This is a genomic window from Rhizobium sp. BK591 (genome assembly GCF_014195045.1).
Classification (GTDB): domain Bacteria; phylum Pseudomonadota; class Alphaproteobacteria; order Rhizobiales; family Rhizobiaceae; genus Rhizobium; species Rhizobium anhuiense.
Genome location: NZ_JACIAZ010000006.1, coordinates 383,860 through 400,083, shown reverse-complemented (window position 1 = coordinate 400,083; position 16,224 = coordinate 383,860). Strand labels below are relative to the sequence as shown.

15 protein-coding genes are annotated in these 16,224 nt (G+C 62.6%); 6 read left to right on the top strand and 9 right to left on the bottom strand.

Annotation, left to right across the window (positions count from 1 at the left end; genetic code table 11):
- Positions 1 to 32: 32 nt before the first annotated feature.
- From nadE to FHX10_RS26560, 4 genes are all read right to left on the bottom strand, one after another.
- Positions 33 to 866, bottom strand: coding sequence for an ammonia-dependent NAD(+) synthetase (gene nadE, locus FHX10_RS26575; RefSeq protein ID WP_047614250.1), 834 nt, complete (start codon positions 864 to 866; stop codon positions 33 to 35).
- Between the two features lie 140 nt (positions 867 to 1,006).
- Positions 1,007 to 2,212 carry an adenylate/guanylate cyclase domain-containing protein gene (locus FHX10_RS26570; protein ID WP_184390601.1) on the bottom strand — a complete coding sequence of 402 codons (1,206 nt, stop codon included), beginning with the start codon at positions 2,210 to 2,212 and terminating at the stop codon, positions 1,007 to 1,009.
- 31 nt (positions 2,213 to 2,243) lie between these two features.
- Positions 2,244 to 3,863: an MDR family MFS transporter gene (locus tag FHX10_RS26565; protein WP_184390598.1), complete on the bottom strand. Its 1,620-nt coding sequence runs from the start codon at positions 3,861 to 3,863 to the stop codon at positions 2,244 to 2,246.
- A 119-nt stretch (positions 3,864 to 3,982) separates the two neighbouring features.
- Positions 3,983 to 5,269 (bottom strand): HlyD family secretion protein, encoded by a 1,287-nt coding sequence (locus FHX10_RS26560; RefSeq protein ID WP_184390596.1) that lies wholly within the window; start codon positions 5,267 to 5,269, stop codon positions 3,983 to 3,985.
- A 138-nt stretch (positions 5,270 to 5,407) separates the two neighbouring features.
- Here FHX10_RS26560 and FHX10_RS26555 point away from each other — a divergent pair, with 138 nt between their 5' ends.
- On the top strand, positions 5,408 to 6,310 hold the full coding sequence (locus FHX10_RS26555; RefSeq protein WP_025570677.1) for a LysR family transcriptional regulator: 903 nt from the start codon (positions 5,408 to 5,410) through the stop codon (positions 6,308 to 6,310).
- 146 nt (positions 6,311 to 6,456) lie between these two features.
- Here FHX10_RS26555 and FHX10_RS26550 read toward each other — a convergent pair whose 3' ends face one another.
- A complete protein-coding gene (locus FHX10_RS26550; RefSeq protein ID WP_047614241.1) occupies positions 6,457 to 7,344 on the bottom strand; it encodes a branched-chain amino acid aminotransferase in 888 nt (295 codons plus the stop codon).
- Between the two features lie 249 nt (positions 7,345 to 7,593).
- Between FHX10_RS26550 and FHX10_RS26545 the strand changes: the two genes are divergently transcribed.
- Positions 7,594 to 8,637: a zinc-dependent alcohol dehydrogenase family protein gene (locus tag FHX10_RS26545; RefSeq protein ID WP_025554528.1), complete on the top strand. Its 1,044-nt coding sequence runs from the start codon at positions 7,594 to 7,596 to the stop codon at positions 8,635 to 8,637.
- Between the two features lie 67 nt (positions 8,638 to 8,704).
- On the opposite strand, the gene FHX10_RS26540 is transcribed toward FHX10_RS26545, so the two are convergent.
- Positions 8,705 to 9,523 (bottom strand): sugar phosphate isomerase/epimerase family protein, encoded by an 819-nt coding sequence (locus FHX10_RS26540; RefSeq protein ID WP_025554526.1) that lies wholly within the window; start codon positions 9,521 to 9,523, stop codon positions 8,705 to 8,707.
- A 435-nt stretch (positions 9,524 to 9,958) separates the two neighbouring features.
- On the opposite strand from FHX10_RS26540, the gene FHX10_RS26535 reads away from it, so the two are divergent.
- From FHX10_RS26535 to zwf, 4 genes are all read left to right on the top strand, one after another.
- Positions 9,959 to 10,426, top strand: coding sequence for a cupin domain-containing protein (locus FHX10_RS26535; protein WP_025570661.1), 468 nt, complete (start codon positions 9,959 to 9,961; stop codon positions 10,424 to 10,426).
- Positions 10,427 to 11,071: 645 nt separating this feature from the next.
- Positions 11,072 to 12,346, top strand: a complete 1,275-nt coding sequence (locus tag FHX10_RS26530) for a hemolysin family protein (RefSeq protein ID WP_097595747.1) — start codon at positions 11,072 to 11,074, stop codon at positions 12,344 to 12,346.
- 43 nt (positions 12,347 to 12,389) lie between these two features.
- Complete coding sequence (gene tam, locus FHX10_RS26525; RefSeq protein WP_184390593.1) at positions 12,390 to 13,160, top strand: trans-aconitate 2-methyltransferase; 771 nt, start codon at positions 12,390 to 12,392, stop codon at positions 13,158 to 13,160.
- Positions 13,161 to 13,272: 112 nt separating this feature from the next.
- A complete protein-coding gene (zwf, locus tag FHX10_RS26520) occupies positions 13,273 to 14,790 on the top strand; it encodes a glucose-6-phosphate dehydrogenase (protein ID WP_097542728.1) in 1,518 nt (505 codons plus the stop codon).
- Between the two features lie 15 nt (positions 14,791 to 14,805).
- Here the strand turns inward: zwf and FHX10_RS26515 are convergent, their stop codons facing one another.
- The 3 genes from FHX10_RS26515 to FHX10_RS26505 form a co-directional block, all read right to left on the bottom strand.
- Entirely contained in the window at positions 14,806 to 15,129 is a 324-nt protein-coding gene (locus FHX10_RS26515; RefSeq protein ID WP_025554717.1) for a hypothetical protein, read from the bottom strand.
- Between the two features lie 132 nt (positions 15,130 to 15,261).
- A complete protein-coding gene (locus tag FHX10_RS26510; protein ID WP_097623243.1) occupies positions 15,262 to 15,717 on the bottom strand; it encodes an NUDIX hydrolase in 456 nt (151 codons plus the stop codon).
- 113 nt (positions 15,718 to 15,830) lie between these two features.
- Positions 15,831 to 16,223 (bottom strand): hypothetical protein, encoded by a 393-nt coding sequence (locus FHX10_RS26505; RefSeq protein WP_003546502.1) that lies wholly within the window; start codon positions 16,221 to 16,223, stop codon positions 15,831 to 15,833.
- Between the last annotated feature and the right edge of the window lies 1 nt (position 16,224).

Sequence of the window (16,224 nt, the reverse complement as noted above, 5' to 3'; positions counted from 1 at the left end):
CGAGGTCGGCCACACCGCGACTCCGAGGGGTATCAGACGGCGTTGACGGCGACCGGCAGGGCACGCTTGTGGCCGGTGGCACGATAGGCGGCGAGGATGCGGCGGCGGGCGATCTCGCCGACCGGCCTGCCTTCGAGGAAATCGTCGATCTCGTCATAGCTGACGCCATAGGCTTCTTCATCTGGGCGCAATGGGCGCTCGCTCTCGAGATCGGCCGTCGGCACCTTGAACACCAGCTCGTCCGGGGCGCCGAGGCGCTTTGCCAGCAGACGGACGCGGCGTTTGTTGAGACCGGCGAGCGGCAGGATATCGGCGGCGCCATCGCCGAACTTGGTGAAGAAGCCCATGACCGCCTCGGCCGCGTGATCGGTGCCGATGACGAGGCCACCAAGGGCGCCGGCCAGGGCGAACTGGGCGATCATCCGCTGACGGGCCTTGATGTTGCCGAGGATGAAATCCTGCCGGCCGGCATCGGCGAAGGCGAGGCCGCCATTTAGCGCGGCGGCAAGCATCGCATCGGCCGGCTCCTTGATGTTGACCACCATCGAGCGGTCGGCGCCGATCGTTTCCAGCGCCCTCACCGCATCGGCCTCATCTGCCTGGACGCCGTAGGGCAGGCGCACGGCGATGAATTCGGCGGTGTGGCCGCTGTCCCGCAGCTCGCGCACCGCCTTCTGAGCCAGCAGCGCCGCCGTCAGCGAATCGACGCCGCCGCTGATGCCGAGGACGTAGCCGCGCATGCCCGAGGCGACGAGATAATCCTTGAGGAACGCGGTCCGCCGTTCGATCTCGTGCTCAGGGTCGATGTCGGCGGCAACACCCAGTTCGCGGATGATCTCGCCTTGTTCGTCGAACAGCACCGTCATAAGCCTCTCCTCCCACTTACGGAATTTCGGCGCCACTATGGCGAAAAGATGGGGGAAGACGAAACCGTTTCGGGCAGAGCTGCCATGCATTTTATGCAAGTGGGGCGTTGGGGCGCAGTATCTCCGGGCTGGGTTCGCACCTACCGCACGATCGTGAACAGCTCCACCGGATCCGCAAAACCCTTCAGCCTGTGCGCTCCGGCGGACACCACATCCCCTGCCCCGGCCTCCTGACGGAACGGTGCCGACATCAGCAAGGCCTCTCCCAACTCGCTGCAGGCGGTCTGGATGCGGCTGACAAGATTGACGTCGCCGCCGATCAGGGTGAAGTCGAGGCGGCGGCCGGAGCCGACATTGCCGTAGCTGACCTCGCCGTAATGCAGGGCAATGCCGGCCTTCACGCCGATGCCCTCATATTGGAAATGGTCGATCTCCTCGAGGATGGCGCGGGCCGATGCCAGGGCGGCGCCGCAGGAATGGGCGGCATCGTAACCCGGGAAGAAGGCAAGCACGCCATCGCCCATGAACTTCAGCACCTCGCCGCCTTCGCGGGTGATGGCCGGCACGATCCTGTCGAAATAGGCATTGAGCAGGCCGAGCACGGTGCTGCCGGGCAGACGGTTCGACAGTTCGGTAAAGCCTCTGAGATCGCAGAGCAGCAGTGCCGCCTCCATCGATTCGATCTCGTCGCGGCGGATGCGGCCGGCCAGGATGCGGCTTGCCGTCAGCGGGCCGATATAGGTATCGAGCAGGCTGAGCTCGACCTGGCGCAGAATGCGCAGCTCGCTGGTGTTGCGCAGCGCCGGCAGGATGCGCTCGATCACCTGACGCTCGGGAGCGGCGAAGCCGCCAGGCCGCCTGGTGCCGAAGACGGCGGCGCTGACCGGGCCGTCGACGTTGCAGAGCGGCGCGATGACGAGCTGCATCAGGCCGCGATCGGCGAAGACATCGATATGCTGCCAGCGGCCATGCACGCTTTCGCCGGTATCGACGACCAGCGGCTCCCGGGTCTCCATGACCTTGCGCAGCGGCGTATTGGCGATGGCGACGCGGGCGCCGTGTTCCCGGTCGTGGATCTCGACCGGCTCGCCCGGCGCCCAGGCGATGGTGCGGCCGATGAACTCGGGATGCAGCGTCATCAGATGCAGGGTCAACCGGTCGATAGGCAGGCCGAGCGCCTGGAGCCTGCGGCCGAGGCCGGAGACGAGGCCCGCTTCGTCGAGCGCGTGGCATTCATCGCCGGAAAGCCATTCGATGATCGACAGAAGTGCGGCGGCGCTGACGGCATGGCCGGCGGTCTTCGTTTGCAGCCTGTCGGTATCGGGAGCGTAGATCGCTGATGTCATGGCTTTCTCCTCCTTAAGGGAAGGCGGAGCGCTAGTGAGCGCCGCCGCCGGAGAGTTGACCGGGTTTTCTGAGAAGCAGGCTTGCCAGCAGGGCGACGACGAGCGCGACGCCGAGCAGGAAGAAGGTGTCGCTGAAGGCCATGATATTGGCCTGCTTGCGTATCTTGAGTGCGATGGCGACGACGGCCTTGTGCCCGGCGAGCGCCTGATCGCTGACCCCATGGCTCATGAAGTAGCCGGTCAGCCCCGCGATGCGATCGCGGGTGGCCTCCTCGAAGACCGAGACCGAATTGGTCAGAATGTTCGAGTGGAACTGTTCGCGCTTCGACAGGAAGGTCTGCAGCGAGGCGATGCCGACGGCACCGCCGAGATTGCGCATCATGTTGAAGAGTGCCGAAGCCGAACCGGCATTCTCCTGCTCGATGCCTGCGGTAGCGATTGCCGAAAGCGGCGTGAAGACCAGCGCCTGGCCAATGGCGCGGACGATGTTCGGCCAGAAGAGCTGGTCGCTCGCATAATCGCCGGTCATGTGCACGTTCATGAAGTTCGAAGCGGCGAAGAGGGCAAAGCCGACGACGATCAGCAGGCGCACGTCGAAACGTTTCATCAAGCGCGGCACCAGGGGGATCAGCAGCAGCTGTGGGATGCCCGTCCAGGCGAGAACCATGCCGATCTGCTCGGAATTATAGCCCTGGATGCGGGTCAGATAGATCGGCAGCACGAAGACCGAGCCGTAAAGCGCAATGCCGAGCAGGAAATTGGCGACGATGCCGAAACCGAAATTGCGGCGGACCAGCAGGCGGAGGTTCAGCAGCGGAGTGGCGGTCTTCAGCTCGATGATCAGGAACAGCGTCAGCGAGACGGCGGCGATAACCGACAGGCGGACTATGAAATCTGAGCCGAACCAGTCTTCCTTGTTGCCCTCTTCCAGCACGGTCTGCAGGGCTGCGAGGCCGATCGCCATGGTGATGATACCAGGCCAGTCACCCTTGGCGAGCAGCTTCAGGTTCATCGGCGCGCGGTCGAGCGAGGCCCAGAGCAGGCCGACCATCAGCGCGCCGGGCACCAGGTTGACGTAGAAGATATGTTCCCAGCCCCAGTTCTCGGTGAGGTAACCGCCGATCGTCGGGCCGATCGCCGGCGCGAAGGTGGCCGACAGGGCAAAGAGCGCAAGACCGATCGGCTGCTTGGCCTTGGGCAGCAGCGTGATGATGATGGTGAAGGCCATCGGGATCAGCACGCCGCCGGAAAAGCCCTGTATGGCGCGCAGGATAATCATCTGCTGCAAATTGGCCGCGAAGGCGCAGGCGACGGAGAAGACGAGGAAGAGGATGGCGTTGGTGAGCAGATAGTTGCGGACCGAGAAGACGCGCGCCAGCCAGGCGCTCAAGGGGATGACGACGATTTCGGCGATCAGATAGGACGTCGAGATCCAGCCGCCGTCATCGGTGCCGGCGCCGATCGCGCCCTGGATATCGGCGAGCGAGGCATTGACGATCTGGATGTTGAGGACGGCCATGAAGGCGCCGAGTGTCGAGCCGACAACGGCTGCCCACATGCGAAGCGGGCTCATGGCGGCAGGCGCCACGGGCGCTGCGGCGGCGGGGCGCGCAAGCGCATTGCCGTTTGCGGCGATCTGAAGTGTGGCCATGGCTTATCTCCTTCCAGCTCTCGCGGGAAACTTTCTCATGACGGGGTTCGAGTGATCGTTCGGGGAATGATCGGGAACATTCAGGAATGATCGGGATTATTCGGCAGAGAAGAGAAGGATCAACCTTCGTGGCTGGACAATCCTTCTTCGGCTGCCCTTGAGACCTGGCCAGCCCTGGCTTGGGCAGGCTTGGTTTCGGCAGCTTGGGTCTGGGCAGCCTTGGTATCGATTTCGGGCTCGACCGACATGCCCGAACGCAACAGGCCGCTCAGAGGCTCATCGTCGATGACGATCTTGACCGGGATGCGCTGGACGATCTTGGTGAAGTTGCCGGTAGCATTATCCGGCGGCAGCAGCGAGAATTCCAGGCCGCTTGCCGGCGAAACGCTGTCGACATGCCCCTTGATCGAGATGTCGGGAAAGCTGTCGACCTTGATCTCGACCGGCTGGCCGGGGCTGATATAGGTCAGCTGCGTTTCCTTGAAATTGGCGACGACATAGACCGCATGCAGCGGCACGACCGCCATCAGTTGCGTGCCCGAATTGACATATTGGCCGACGCGGATCGAGCGGGCGCCAACCGTGCCGTCGACGGCGGCGACGATGTCCGTATAGGAGAGGTTGAGCTCCGCCTGCTGGGCGGCGGCGGCGGCGCGGTCGCGCTGGGCAACCGACTGTTCGCGCTGGGTTTGCAGCACCGGCACCTTGTTTTGAGCTGCAACGAGGGCTGCCCGGTCGCGCTCGACGGCGGCAGCGGCCTGTTCCCTGGCCGACTGGGTCTGCTCGGCACGGGACTGAGTGCCGGCGCCGTTGGTGATGAGGCGGGCCGAGCGGGCGGCGTCCGACACGGCAAAATCCAGCGAGGCCTGCGAGGCGTCGATCGTCGCCCTCGCCTGCTCGATCACCGACTGCTGCAAGGCGATCTGGGCATCGATATTGGTGATGGCGGCTTCGGCCGCCTTCACATCGGCTCTCGCCTGCGACAGGGCAGCCTGGAAGTCGCGGTCGTCGATGCGGGCGAGAACCTGACCGGCTTTGACCTGGTCATTGTCGCTGACCAGCACTTCCCTGATATAGCCGGCGACCTTCGGGGCGACAGTGGTGTAATCGGCCTTCACATAGGCATCGTCGGTGGATTCGATGAAGCGGCCGACCGTCCAGTACCGGTAGCCGAAATCGCCGGCGAAAGCGACGCCGGCAAGCAGCGCGGTGGCAAGCACGGCGCGCTTGACGATCCCCCGACCGGCCTTTCCGGAAGCACCCGCGACCGGCGCTTCCGCAACCGGTGCTTCGGCGGCCGGCATGGGCGGCGCCTCGGCAGTGGGCGTCCTGGCAGCTTCCTCGGCCAGGATCTGCTCGGCCTGCCTGGAAGTTTCGAAAACTTGCCTCTGGGGTAACTCGACCATCGTCATTCTCCTTCACCGTTGGCCTCCTCTGTGAGAGGCCATGTTCGATGCTAGGGAAAATGTACCCTGACATTTATTTTGATAATCTGCTTAAATCGGGAAGGATCATCAACTCTCAGCGGATAATCCGAGGGCAATATGGATCGGCTGACAAGCCTCACAGTCTTTGGCCGGGTGGTGGAATGCGGCGGTTTTTCCGCCGCGGCGCGCCGGCTCAACATGTCGGTCACCATGGTCGGCAATCACGTGCAATCGCTGGAGGATCGGCTCGGCGTGCGACTGCTCAACCGCACGACACGCAAGGTCAGCCTGACCGAAACCGGCAAATATTACTACGAACGCTCGTCGCAGATCCTGGCCGAACTTGAGGAGGCGGACCGGACGGCCGGCGCGCTGAGCTCGACGCCGCGCGGCACGCTGAGGGTCTATACCAGCAGCGCCATCGTGCGTTTCCTGCTGCCCGTCGTCAGCGAATATATGGAGCTCTATCCGTCGATCTCACTCGATTTCAGCGTCGGCGAGCGGATGGTCGACATGATCGAGGACGGCTACGACCTGGTGATGCGCACCGTACCGCCGCCGGATTCCTCGCTCGTTGCCCGCAAGCTGACGCCCTGGCGCCATATGCTCGTCTGCTCGCCGGCCTATTTCGAGACTCATCCGATGCCGAAGAAGCCGGCCGAAGTCGCCGAGCACAATTGCCTGCAATATGCCTATTATCCCTATGGCGACGAATGGCGCTTCGAGGATGGCGCGGGCAACCCGGAGAGCGTCAAGATCGGCGGCAACGTCGTCTCCAACAGCGCCGAGATGCTGCGCTTCCTAACGCTGAGCGGGCGGGGCATCTTCCTGGCGCCGAGCTTCGTGGTGTTCGACGACATCGCCGAAGGGCGGCTGGTGAAGATCATGCCGGATTACCGGCCGATAGAGTTCAACATCAACGCGGTCTACCCCAACCGCAGCCACCTGCCGACGAAGGTGCGGCTGTTCATCGATCTCTTGGTGGAGAGATTTGCCGAGCATCGGAAGTGGATGACGTGAGGGGCCTGCCCGGGGGTAGGCCTGCTCTTTTTTTTGCGAGCGGGCTCGGGTGTGGGTGGCACCCCCTGCCCTGCGCTTGCGCTCCGGGCGTTCGCTGCTGCAATCGATTCACTGGATCGATTGCTTCGGCTGCGCCGAACCGCTGCTCACTCCTCGCTTTCGCTGCGGCCGTAGGCCCAGTCCATATAAAGCTCCAGCGCCTTGCGGGTGAACGGGCCTTCCTGAAAATTGCGGTCGTCGAGGCGGGTGACGCCGACGACTTTGGAGTAGTTGCCGGTGGTGAAGATCTCGTCGGCTGCGAGGAAATCCTCGACGGAGAGCGCTGCTTCCACGACGTCGAAACCGGCCTGGCGCAGCAGGCCGATGACCCGCGCGCGGGTGATGCCGGCGAGGAAGGTGCGGTTGGCGGCCGGCGTCATCACCACGCCGTCGCGCACCATGAAGACGTTCGATGAGGCGGTTTCGACGACGTTGCCGTTCAGGTCGCGCACCAGCGCATTGTCGAAACCGCGGCTGCGCGCCTCGGCGATCATGCGGCCGCTGTTCGGATAGAGCGAGCCGGTCTTCGCCTCGGTCATCGCCGTTTCCGGCGACGGGCGGCGATAGGGCGAGACGGTGAGGCTGGTGCCGCCATGGCCGCCCATCGGCGCCTCGAACAGGCAGAGCGCGAAGCGGGTCGATTCCGCGTCGACGGAAACGACGCTGCCGGGCGAACCATGTTCGCCCCAATACATCGGCTTGATGTAAATCGCCGTGGCGCCATCGAATTTCGCAACGCCTTCCCAGGCGAGTGCGGCGATCTCCTCGGCCGACTTCACCGGCTTCAGGCCCATGGCCAGCGCCGAGCGGTTGATGCGCTGGCAGTGCAGGTCGAGATCCGGCGCGATACCATCGAACCAGCGGGCGCCGTCGAAGACCGTGGAACCCAGCCACATGGCATGCGAGGTCGGCCCGATCAGCGGCGGATTGCCGGGGAGCCATTCTCCATCGACATGGGTCCAGGTGGTTGAACGGGGTGATGTATCGACGGCCATGCTGCCCTCCCTATAAAGCCGGCAAAGCAAAAACCTCCGCGGCAAGCCGGGTCAAGGACAAATCCCGCTCGGAAACACGGAAGCAAGAAAATGCCGAAGGATGCGATCATGCCGCAATATTCGTGCGCAGCAACAGCGGCTTCATCGATGGGTGCATCAGCAAAAATGATGGAATGGAATGTTGGAATGGCTGGCTGCAGCATGCGATGATGGGGTGCAACAGCGGATACGCAGCAAGGGAAGACGCCGATGAAAGCCATGTTCTACGAAGCCTTCGAACAGGCGCCCGAAATCCGCACCCTGCCCGACCCGACGCCGACCGAGGACGGCGTTGTTATTGCGGTCGGCGCAAGCGGGCTCTGCCGCAGCGACTGGCACGGCTGGATGGGACACGATCCCGATATCCGCCTGCCGCATGTGCCGGGACACGAGCTTGCCGGGCGCATCGTCGCCACCGGCCGCGGCGTGATGCGTTTCAAGGTCGGCGACCGGGTGACAGTGCCTTTCGTTTCCGGCTGCGGCCATTGCAGCGAATGCCATTCCGGCAACCAGCAGGTCTGCCCGAACCAGTTCCAGCCGGGCTTCACCCATTGGGGCTCCTTCGCCGAATATGTGGCGATCGATTATGCCGACACCAATCTGGTGCACCTGCCCGATACGATCGACGATGCGACGGCCGCAAGCCTCGGCTGCCGCTTCGCCACCTCGTTTCGCGCCGTCGCCGACCAGGCCCGCACCGGGCCCGGCGAATGGATCGCCGTGCATGGCTGCGGCGGCGTCGGCCTGTCGGCGATCATGATCGCCACCGCCCTCGGGGCGAATGCGATCGGCATCGACATATCCGAGGAGAAGCTCGCCTTTGCGCGGGATTGCGGGGCAGTGGCGACGGTCAATGCAGCAGGCGTCGCCGACGTGGCGGAGGCGGTGCGCGAAATCACCAAGGGCGGCGCGCATGTCTCGATCGACGCGCTCGGCCATCCTGTCACCTGCTTCAACTCGATCAAGAACCTGCGCCGGCGCGGACGGCATGTGCAGGTGGGGCTGATGCTCGGTGAACAGGCAACACCGCAGATTCCAATGGCGCAGGTCATCGGCCACGAGCTGGAAATCTACGGTAGCCACGGCATGCAGGCCTGGCGTTACGACGCCATGCTGTCGATGCTTTCGGCCGGCAAGATCGCGCCGCAGAAGCTGATCGGACGGCGGGTCAGCCTCGAAGAGGCCGTGCCGGCGCTGATGGCGCTCGACAAGGCGGAGGCCACCGGAATCAGCGTGATTACCCGGTTTTCATGAGGGAATTCCACCCTCCCTGCCCGTGACGAGCACCGGACTCAGGGAGGGCGGGACGAGCAACAAGACCCTATTGAGCTACGCCGATCGAGGCGAGAAAAGCTGATGAAGCCGGGATCTTCGACTTATCCTTGATCTCGATGATGAGGCGCGGATTGCTGTCGAGCTTGGCAAGTGCCCTAAAGACGGCGTGCCAGTGGATCGAGCCTTCGCCGAGGCTCCAGTGGCGATCGGCGTATCCGTCGGCATCCTGCAGGTGGACATGCTGCAGGCGATTGCCGGCGGCCTTGACGTAGTAATCGACCGGCGGAGCACCGGTATAGCCATGGGCATAATGGGCGTGCCCGGTATCGATCGAGACGGCGACCGCGGGCGAATGGAAGCTTTCGGCCAGCGCCACGCGAATATGCGGATCCTTATCCTCGATGTTCTCGATGACCATGGTGCAGCCGATATCCTCGGCGCGCCGAACGGCGTCGCGCAGGGTCATGTGCGTGCGCTCGACCAAGGCTTCGCGGGCGCCGGCATTGTCGTCGAGATTGTTGTAAGACCAGGAGGTGTAGGGGCTGTGGATGACCATATGGGTGGCGCCGATGGCAGCGCAGACATCGAGACCCTGCAGCAGGCGCCTTGTGACGATGGCGCGGATATCGGGATCTTCCGAGGCGATGGTGAAGCCCCAGAACGGGCCGTGAATGCCGAGGCGGCCGCTGTGGCCGTCGAGAAGCCGCCTGGTGCGGGCGGCAAGCGGCGCCCAGTCGCCGTTGAGAACCTCGGCATCGATGAAGCTCTGCAATTCGAGATCGCGGGATTTTTCGAAAAGCCAGTCGCGGTGAAGCTCGACTTCATCGAGCGTCATGGCGGCGCCGACGACGGGAAGAGAAGACATGGATGCGCTCCATCAATTGGAATGATCAATGTGAAAATGGAAGAACGGTCAAGAACGGCCGCCGCGTTCTATGCGCCCCTTCTGTGTCGGCGGTATTACAGACAGGCAGACTCGAAACCCTCCGGCTTCAGTCATTTCCGCACAGCTGGTGCGGCATTTTCGGGCCTTGCGGAAACGATCCGCCGTACCGATATCAGCGCCGACTACTCGTGATGGCCAGAGCCCGGTTCGCACTTTTCCTGGAATTGCTCCAGGCGCACGAGCTGCACTGAACTCTCGGCAACGGAGCCGTACGTTCATCGCTTCGGCGACCGAAGCGCCGCGTTGAAGGCGCTTGGCAATGTTGCCCCCGACAACAGTGCGGTTGTCAAAAGCGGCGTAGAGGTTTAACGGCTGCGCCCGCAAGAAAAAGCCCTGTAAGAAAAAGAAAGAGACATGATGTCCAACTCATTTGTGAAAATGCATGGCAGTGACGAGGCGAAGCGGTTTTTCGTTCTCGGCGACCGGGTCGAGCGGCGGCTAAGAATCAGCGGAACCTGGCTGAATATCTTCGACGTCACCGTGCCATCAGGCAGCCGGACGCCGAAACATGCGCATGCGAGCCCTGAAGTGTTCCGCATCCGCGAGGGACGTCTGACGATCTGGCGCATGAGCGACAGCGGCCCGGAAGAGATCGAGGCCAGCGCCGGCGACATCGTCACCATCCCGCCCTTCATGGTGCATGGCTATGCCAACCGCGGAACCGTCCCGGTGGTGTTTTCCGCGATCGTCGATCGCGAGATGGCCGAGTTCATCGAAGCGGAAGGCGCGACCGAACCCCCGAAGGCCAGCCCTTCGACTGAGACCATCGCCCGCATGACGGCCGCCGCCAATGCTTACGGGATCACCATCCTCGCGGCCTGATGGGACAAGAGTGTGATGCCGTAAATTTCGAGCGATTTTCGGCGTCACGCAGAATTGCGAAAAATTCCGCTACAATCTTCAAACATAACGCGGCGCTGCCGCTATTTTCAAAACTGTGATATCAAGACGCTATAAGGATTTTCGTCCGGCGCCTCTTGCGCCGGAAGCGTTTCACCGCCAAAATTGCGCCATGCCTGACAGCGACCCATCCAGTACAAGCTCCGCCCGTTCCAACCGGGATCTCCCGGCCGAGGACGCTGGCGACCACTGTAGATGGTGCGATGACCTTCTCCTTGCCCTGGGCACATCAGGCTCCCGCAGAGAGCAGCCGCTTTCCACATCATCGAGCATGACGGGCGGCCGCATGCCGGCCCGCTTTTCCCGACGGCCTATGACTTCCACTTCAAAGGAGCGGTCCCTCATGACGACGACCGCTTATGGTCACTGATGTCTTTCGACTGGATTCGGCCCTTTCCCCTGGGTCGGGGTTGCCACTCACCGAATTCTGAAAACGGATGGAACCTACACCGATGTAACACGATGATGGAAAGACGACAGGTGATGCGTCTATAGTAGCGTCCCTTCGAATACCTCGCCGCTTCGCCTGATGAATGCGGTATGACAACCTCAACGAATAGGGTCCCTGTGTTTCTGGAAATTGGAATTGTGGCATTTCTCACCATCCTGAATGGTGTGCTCGCCATGTCGGAGCTGGCCGTTGTGTCTTCGCGAACGGCCCGCCTAAAGGTTCTCTCCGACAATGGGAGCAAGGGTGCCGCTCAAGCGATCAAACTCGCTGAAAACCCCGGACGTTTTCTCTCTACGGTGCAGATCGGCATCACGCTGGTCGGTGTTCTCTCCGGCGCTTTCTCAGGAGCCACGCTCGGGGGGCGCCTGAGCGGATGGCTGGAAGAACAAGGGTTGTCCTCGACGGCCGCTGATGCCATCGGCGTCGGTTCGGTCGTCGTCGCGATCACATATCTTTCCTTGATCATCGGCGAACTTGTTCCAAAGCAGATCGCATTGCGAGAACCCGAGGCGGTTGCGGCCAAGGTCGCACCCGCCATGGCGGTGCTTTCAAAAATTGCGTTGCCCCTCGTGTGGCTTCTGAACGCCTCCGGAAATCTGGTGCTGAAGCTCCTGGGCCAGTCGGGAAAAGGCGGCGACAATGTCTCCGACGCAGAGATCAAAACCGTACTGGCCGAGGCGCAGTCGGCTGGCGTGATTGAAAGCGAAGAGTCTGCGATGATATCAGGCGTCATGCGGCTGGCGGACCGCACCGCCCGAGCGCTTATGACGCCCCGGCGAGACGTCGAAATCATTGATATTGACGACAGCCTCGAGGAAATTCGGACCCAGCTGCACAGGACGAAACGGTCGCGGTTGCCCGTTCGAAAAGGCAGTTCGGACGAGGTGATTGGCATTCTTCCGGTCAAGGACTTCTACGACTCGATGTCCGAACACGGCAGCGCCGATATCAAGGCTCTGACACACGATGTCCCGGTGGTTTCAGACCTTTCAACGGCCATCAACGTTATTGAGGCAATCCGGAAATCGCCCGTTCACATGGTGCTGGTTTTCGACGAATACGGCCATTTCGAGGGAGTTGTTTCGTCAGGCGACATTCTGGAAGCGATCATGGGGGCTCTCCAGGAGGGACCTGTCGATGAACAGGCCATCGCTCGTCGAGACGACGGTTCCTATCTCGTGTCGGGCTGGACGCCGATTGACGAGTTCGCTGAATTCCTAAACCTCAAGCTCGATGACGATCTGGAATATCAGACTGTGGCCGGTCTGGTGCTGGAGGAGCTGAAACATCTGCCGGAACTGGGCGAGAGCTTCACGAGAGATGGATGGCGCTTCGAAGTCGTCGATCTCGACGGAAGGCGCGTGGACAAGATACTTGTGTCGGCTGAATGAAGGTCGGCAGGCGCCTTACACAGATACAGCAGGAGTGAACGCCATGGCATGGTCCGCGCATCAATATGTGAAATTCGAGGACGAGCGCACTCGACCGGCGCGTGACCTTCTGGCGCAGGTGCCGCTGCAAAGCCTTCGCCACGCCGTCGATCTCGGCTGCGGACCCGGCAATTCCACCGAACTGATCATCGAGCGTTACGGAGCGTCCGGCGTCTCCGGCCTCGACAGCGACATGAACATGCTGGAGGCGGCCCGCAAGCGGCTTCCAGGCACTGATTTCGTCGAGGCCGATCTCGGCAGCTGGCAGCCGACGGAACCGGCCGACCTGCTGTTTGCCAATGCCGTCTTCCAATGGCTGCCCGATCATCTCGACATTTTCGAGCGGCTGATGGACGGGCTTTCCGCAGGCGGCGTGCTCGCCGTGCAGATGCCCGACAATCTCGGCGAACCCTCGCATCTGGCGATGGAGGAAACGGCGCATGCCGGCCCATGGAAGGCCGCCTTCGAGGCGAAGAGCGTGCGCCGCAAAGCGCTGCCGCCGCCCTCCGCCTATTACGACAGGCTGATCGCCAAAGCCTCGCGCGTCGATATCTGGCACACCATCTACAATCACCCGATGACCGATGCGGCCGCGATCGTCGAATGGGTGAAGGGAACCGGGTTGATGCCCTATCTCGCCCATGCCGGCGAGCAGCATCGCGAGGCCTTCCTGGCCGATTACCTCAAGCGGGTGGAACAGGCCTATCCCAAGCTTTCGGATGGCCGGGTGCTGCTCAGGTTTCCGAGGATTTTCATGGTGGCGGTCAAAGCGTAACCGACCTCGGGCGCACGCCAGAGGATGTCAAATGCCTGTTACCCCTCGCCGCCTATGTTGCGGCGAAACCGGCACGCATTATAGTCGGCCGCAAATTGCAAGGAGATGACACATGGACGCTGCCCCCACCCCGCCGGTCACCCTGGTCATCTTCGGCGCGACGGGCGACCTGACGCGCCGCCTGCTGGTGCCGGCGATCATCAATCTGACGCGCAGCCGCCTCGTCGGCGACGATCTCCACATTCTCGGCATCGGCATCGAGCCGGGTGACGACGAATTCCTGCGCGGGCGGCTCGACCAGTTCCTCAACCATCTCAGCGGCGAAGAGCCGAGGGTCAAGGACGAAGCATGGGAAAGCCTGCGCCGGCGCATTTCCTATACGTCCGGGGATTTCACCAAGGACGATATTTTCGTCGAGATCGGCAAGCGGCTGGGGCCGAATGCCAATGCCGCCTTCTATCTCGCGGTGCCGCCATCCTTTTTCGGCACGATCGTCGAGAAGCTCGCCGCTCACGGGCTGACCGATGAAAGCGACGGCATTTTCCGCCGCGTCGCCATCGAGAAGCCGTTCGGGACCGATCTCGCCTCGGCGCAGGCGCTGAATGCACAGATCCTCGCCCAGATTGAAGAAAGCCAAGTCTACCGGCTCGACCATTTCCTCGGCAAGGAGACGGTGCAGAACCTGATGACGGCGCGCTTCGCCAATATGATGATCGAGTCTTTGTGGAACAGCCGCTATATCGATCATGTGCAGATAACCGCCGCCGAGATCGTCGATGTCGGCAGCCGCGGCAAATTCTACGACGCAACCGGCGCGCTGCGCGACATGGTGCCGAACCATCTCTTCCAGCTGCTGGCGATGATCGCCATGGAGCCGCCGAACAGCTTCGATGCCGAAGCGATCCGCAACGAAAAGAGCAAGGTGCTGAAGGCGCTGCGCATCTATACACCGGAGGAGGCCAAGACGCATGGCGTGCGTGGCGCCTATGCCGCAGGTCCGCTCAATGGTGCTGAACTTCCGGCCTATCGCAACACCAAGGACGTTTCGCCCGACAGCAGGACCGAGACCTTCGTGGCACTGAAGCTCTATGCCGATACCTGGCGCTGGGCCGGCGTGCCCTTCTATCTGAGAACCGGCAAGGCGCTGACGGCGCGCGACACCGAGATCGTCATCACCTTTCAGCCGGTTCCCTTCGCGCAGTTTCGCGAGACCGACGTCAAGCGCCGCCTGCCGCCGAATCGGCTGGTGATCCAGGTGCAGCCGGACGAAGGCATGAGCATGGAAATCTCGATCAAGTCGCCGGGGCTTTCCGTCGATACCGTGCCGGTCTCCCTTGATTTCCGCTATGCGGACAAATTCGATATCGCCAAGACGACCGGCTATGAATCACTGCTCTACGATCTCTTCATCGGCGACCAGACGCTGTTCCAGCGTGCCGACGGCATCGAGGCAGGATGGGCGGCGGTGCAGCCCTTCCTCGATATCTGGGCTAGGGATCAGAGCGTGCCCGACGCTTACGCGCCGGGCAGCATGGGACCTGCCTCAGCCGACGAACTGATCCAGCGCGACAGGCGGGAGTGGCATGAACTCGGCGTCATTCTGCATCACGACAAGAAGGACGGCAAATAGCGCCCTCCCCTGATATTACTGATTTCCCTCGTCACGGCATGCGGCGCTGACCGAGGCGCCGCTGTTGCCGCCTTCGGTGGCCAGCGCTCCGCGCGCCTTGCGCGGCGGGCAGCGCGCCCAGTCGACGGGGCCGCTGACTGGCTCGTTGTCGATGCTGCCGGTTTCGATTGAGTCGAGCGGGATTATCAGCCCGCTTTGCGTTTCGGCTCCGGGCGCGGTGCCGAGCGGCGGCGTACCGTCGATCCGGCCGCTGGCATCCATGCCCATATTCGACTGGGCAAGAACCGGGGCGGAGAGGCTGAGGAGAGCGATCGAGGCTGCTGCAATAAACCTGCGCATGATGCTATTCCTTCTGGTTTCTGCGATGCGACAGAAACAGCAGGACGACCTCATTGTTCCCCCGGGAAACGGGCAAGGACGATCAAAATTTGGCGATCGGAATATGAGTCCTCCAAGCAGGCGATATCAGGCTCAATCGCGCCAGCGCGACAGCAGTCTGTCGAGACCTGTCGGATAAAGATCGATGCCGGCCTCGCGCAGCCTGTCGCGGCCGAACCAGCGCGCCGTCGCCGCCGTCTCATCGAGTTCGGAATAGCGGATTTCGTCGCGCTCATAGAGGCTTTCATCGGCCAGTTCGATATCGGCGGCGAAGATATATTCGTGGCCGGTCGCGCCATGATGCTCGTAGATGTTTTCAAGCAGATGCCAGGGGCCAACGACGCGGATCGCCGTTTCGAGCTCCTCCTGGAATTCGCGGTGCAGGGCCTCTTCGCGGCTCTCGCCGAATTCGATGGCGCCGCCGAGCGGGCGAACGCCCTTGATACGGCCACTGTCATCCTCCACTTCGGCGGCGAGCAGTTGGTCTTTCCGCCAGGCGAGGCCGATCACCTTCACCCTGATCTGCTGCGACGGGCGCCAGACGGTCATCTGCTCTCCTTCCATTCATTGGGCAGCCAGTGGACAGCGCTTGCTTCAGCCAGTGCTTCCGGCGCAAGAATATGAGCCCCGCGACAACGCGAGGCTCCTGCCGATCAATCGTCTTAGACGAACTGGCTGAGGCCGGGGACGGAAGCGACGACCTCGTCGACCACCTCTTCGCCGGCATATTGCTTGGCGATGGCGATGGTTTCCTTGGCAAGCGAGGTGATCTCGCCCATGCCGAGGCCTTCGCCCATCAGCTGCTGGCCAAGGCCCATGATGCCGCCGCCGCCGAGAGAGCTCATCAGCCCGCCGAGCAGGCCGCCGCCGCCGGCACCTGCCCCATTGAACTGGGCGACGAGATCGGCGCCGCCGGGGATCGCTTCGATCATCTTGGCGACCGGACCATCGGCAGCCTCGCGCTGCAGGAAGCCGAGCATCATGCCGAGCGCCTTTTCGGCCAAGTCGGGCGCAATACCCACGCGATCGGCGATCTGGGTCACAATTTCATTCATC

Bases quoted from the DNA above. Each gene is read 5' to 3' on its own strand.
- nadE (WP_047614250.1), bottom strand. From the start codon at position 866: ATGACGGTGCTGTTCGACGAACAAGGCGAGATCATCCGCGAACTGGGT.
- FHX10_RS26570 (WP_184390601.1), bottom strand. From the start codon at position 2,212: ATGACATCAGCGATCTACGCTCCCGATACCGACAGGCTGCAAACGAAG.
- FHX10_RS26565 (WP_184390598.1), bottom strand. From the start codon at position 3,863: ATGGCCACACTTCAGATCGCCGCAAACGGCAATGCGCTTGCGCGCCCC.
- FHX10_RS26560 (WP_184390596.1), bottom strand. From the start codon at position 5,269: ATGGTCGAGTTACCCCAGAGGCAAGTTTTCGAAACTTCCAGGCAGGCC.
- FHX10_RS26555 (WP_025570677.1), top strand. From the start codon at position 5,408: ATGGATCGGCTGACAAGCCTCACAGTCTTTGGCCGGGTGGTGGAATGC.
- FHX10_RS26550 (WP_047614241.1), bottom strand. From the start codon at position 7,344: ATGGCCGTCGATACATCACCCCGTTCAACCACCTGGACCCATGTCGAT.
- FHX10_RS26545 (WP_025554528.1), top strand. From the start codon at position 7,594: ATGAAAGCCATGTTCTACGAAGCCTTCGAACAGGCGCCCGAAATCCGC.
- FHX10_RS26540 (WP_025554526.1), bottom strand. From the start codon at position 9,523: ATGTCTTCTCTTCCCGTCGTCGGCGCCGCCATGACGCTCGATGAAGTC.
- FHX10_RS26535 (WP_025570661.1), top strand. From the start codon at position 9,959: ATGATGTCCAACTCATTTGTGAAAATGCATGGCAGTGACGAGGCGAAG.
- tam (WP_184390593.1), top strand. From the start codon at position 12,390: ATGGCATGGTCCGCGCATCAATATGTGAAATTCGAGGACGAGCGCACT.
- zwf (WP_097542728.1), top strand. From the start codon at position 13,273: ATGGACGCTGCCCCCACCCCGCCGGTCACCCTGGTCATCTTCGGCGCG.
- FHX10_RS26515 (WP_025554717.1), bottom strand. From the start codon at position 15,129: ATGCGCAGGTTTATTGCAGCAGCCTCGATCGCTCTCCTCAGCCTCTCC.
- FHX10_RS26510 (WP_097623243.1), bottom strand. From the start codon at position 15,717: ATGACCGTCTGGCGCCCGTCGCAGCAGATCAGGGTGAAGGTGATCGGC.
- FHX10_RS26505 (WP_003546502.1), bottom strand. From the start codon at position 16,223: ATGAATGAAATTGTGACCCAGATCGCCGATCGCGTGGGTATTGCGCCC.